The 2085-nt window shown below is 43.3% G+C and carries 2 protein-coding genes and 1 pseudogene; 1 reads left to right on the top strand and 2 read right to left on the bottom strand.

Annotated elements, in window-relative coordinates:
- Nucleotides 1-483 (top strand): annotated as a pseudogene (locus H6S82_RS30795) (hypothetical protein); the annotation flags it as partial.
- 105 nt (nt 484-588) lie between these two features.
- Here the strand turns inward: H6S82_RS30795 and pstB are convergent.
- Together pstB and pstA are read right to left on the bottom strand one after the other, a co-directional pair.
- A complete protein-coding gene (gene pstB, locus H6S82_RS30790; protein ID WP_190474360.1) occupies nt 589-1392 on the bottom strand; it encodes a phosphate ABC transporter ATP-binding protein PstB in 804 nt (267 codons plus the stop codon).
- The coding region (pstA, locus tag H6S82_RS30785) for a phosphate ABC transporter permease PstA (RefSeq protein WP_191057296.1) at nt 1386-2085 on the bottom strand (700 nt) is incomplete at its 5' end. The genes pstB and pstA, both read right to left, overlap by 7 nt.

Below are 2085 nucleotides of genomic sequence, written 5' to 3'. Positions count from 1 at the left end.
AATCTTTTTCAAACTAAATACAATTTAACTATCAGTCAAGTTGTTTCTACACATCTCCCTGGCAAAAAATCCCGCGAGATTTTTAGCGACTACCCCATTGATTTTGCGATCCACCAACCGACAAATCAATCTCCTCCTTATGTGACCTTATTCGATATATCCGAAGTCAATAAGGCAGAAAGCGATCGCAACGATAGTACTGATGATAGCCAAAATGCTCATACGGCTGCTATTACTTCCCTAGAAGATTTGGAAAAAGTGTTACTGACGCTGATGAATGAATTAATTCTTAACTCCGCGAGCGGTTATGTTTCTCTGGAAGTTATAGGCACTGAATTTCACAGGCAATACGGACAATCTATCAATGCACTTATTAAGGATAAGTTGAAGTTTGACGGTAACCTACTTAAGATTTTGCAACATTTTAGTTCTTTTAAAGTGCTATATAAAAAGGGTAAGTGGTTAGTTGCGCTGGCTTCTTAGTAGGGTGGGCATCGCCCACCATCGCCACATCCAAAAGTTATCGCTCTTCCCAGAGTGACAGAAGAACGATAACAAGCATTTTGGTGGGCATTGCCCACCCTACCGTTAGCCAAACTTCCCTCTCACATAGTCTTCTGTTTGCTTGTGGGAAGGATTGGTAAAAATTGTTTTAGTATCGTTAAACTCTATTATTTCGCCCAAGTACATAAAAGCTGTAAAATCAGAAACTCGCGCGGCTTGCTGCATACTGTGAGTCACAATCAGAATTGCGATCTGCTGTTTCAATTGCTCGATCAATTCTTCAATAGTCATAGTTGCGATCGGATCGATCGCCGATGTAGGTTCATCAAACAGAATCAGTTCCGGGTCGGTCGCTAACGCCCTCGCAATGCACAACCGCTGCTGTTGACCCCCGGAAAGATTGTAAGCGCGATCGTTCAAACGATCTTTCACTTCATCCCACAAAGCAGCACCTCGTAAAGCTTGTTCTACCTTTTCATCAATGATGCTACGCTTTGATTCGTTCCGCACCCGCAAACCATAAGCCACATTTTCATAAATTGACTTGGGAAAGGGATTCGGTTTCTGAAATACCATACTAACTCGCATCCGAACTTCGATCGGATCGACCCGACGACTCAGGATATTAATGCTATCGGGTTCTAAAATAATGTCCCCTTCGTAGCGATTACCGGGGTAAAGGTCGTGCATCCGATTAAAACAACGCAACAAGGTTGTTTTGCCACACCCTGAAGGCCCAATTAGCGCCGTTACCCGTTTTTCGCTTAACATCAAGTTGATGTTCTTTAGCACGCGAGTGGCACCGTAATAAAAATTTAGATTTCTGACTTCTACTTTCGCCTTAGTTGCATTTGATTCGGACATGGATTTCGTTACTTGTTCTACCATTTGATATTTTTGCGAAAAAGATAGCGCAGATAAATTGCTAAGGAATTCATCGCCAATGTCATCACAATTAACACAATTCCTGCCGCCGCAGCGTTTAACTGAAATTCTGGCTCTGGACGAGACACCCAATTAAACATTTGTATCGGCATGACGGTGAAAGGAGACATCAGCCAAGAAAAAGAAATGTAGGGAAACTCGCCTTTAATTGGGGCATCTGGCAAAAAGGCGATGAAAGTGAGAGCGCCGATCGTAATTATCGGTGCTGTTTCGCCAATAGCTCGCGACAAACCCACAATAATGCCAGTTAAAATACCGCCAATCGAATATGGCAATACGTGATCCCAAATCATCTGCCACTTGCTCGCTCCCAAGGCATAGGCTGCTTCGCGAATATTATTGGGAATAGCGCGAAGAGACTCGCGAGTTGTCACAATCACTATGGGCAAAATTAATAGCGCCAAAGTCAAACCGGCGGCGAGAATACTCTCGCCTAAGTTGAGTTTGTAGACAAACAAGCCTAAAGCCAAAAGTCCGTAGATGATGGAGGGAACACCTGCCAAGTTGGTGACGTTGATTTCGATTAAATCGGCAATCCAGTTTTTCTGGGCGTATTCTTCTAAGTAAATTGCAGCTGCTATACCTAATGGAATGGCAGCAATACCAGTTACCAACATCACCAAAGTTGTTCCCACC

Source organism: Planktothrix sp. FACHB-1355 (assembly GCF_014748295.1).
In the GTDB taxonomy this organism is placed as follows: Bacteria; Cyanobacteriota; Cyanobacteriia; order Cyanobacteriales; family Aerosakkonemataceae; genus Aerosakkonema; species Aerosakkonema funiforme_A.
The sequence above is the reverse complement of the archived record's forward strand: the minus strand, read 5'-3'. Positions and strand labels throughout refer to the sequence as shown.

Bases quoted from the DNA above. Each gene is read 5' to 3' on its own strand.
- pstB (WP_190474360.1), bottom strand. From the start codon at position 1,392: ATGGTAGAACAAGTAACGAAATCCATGTCCGAATCAAATGCAACTAAG.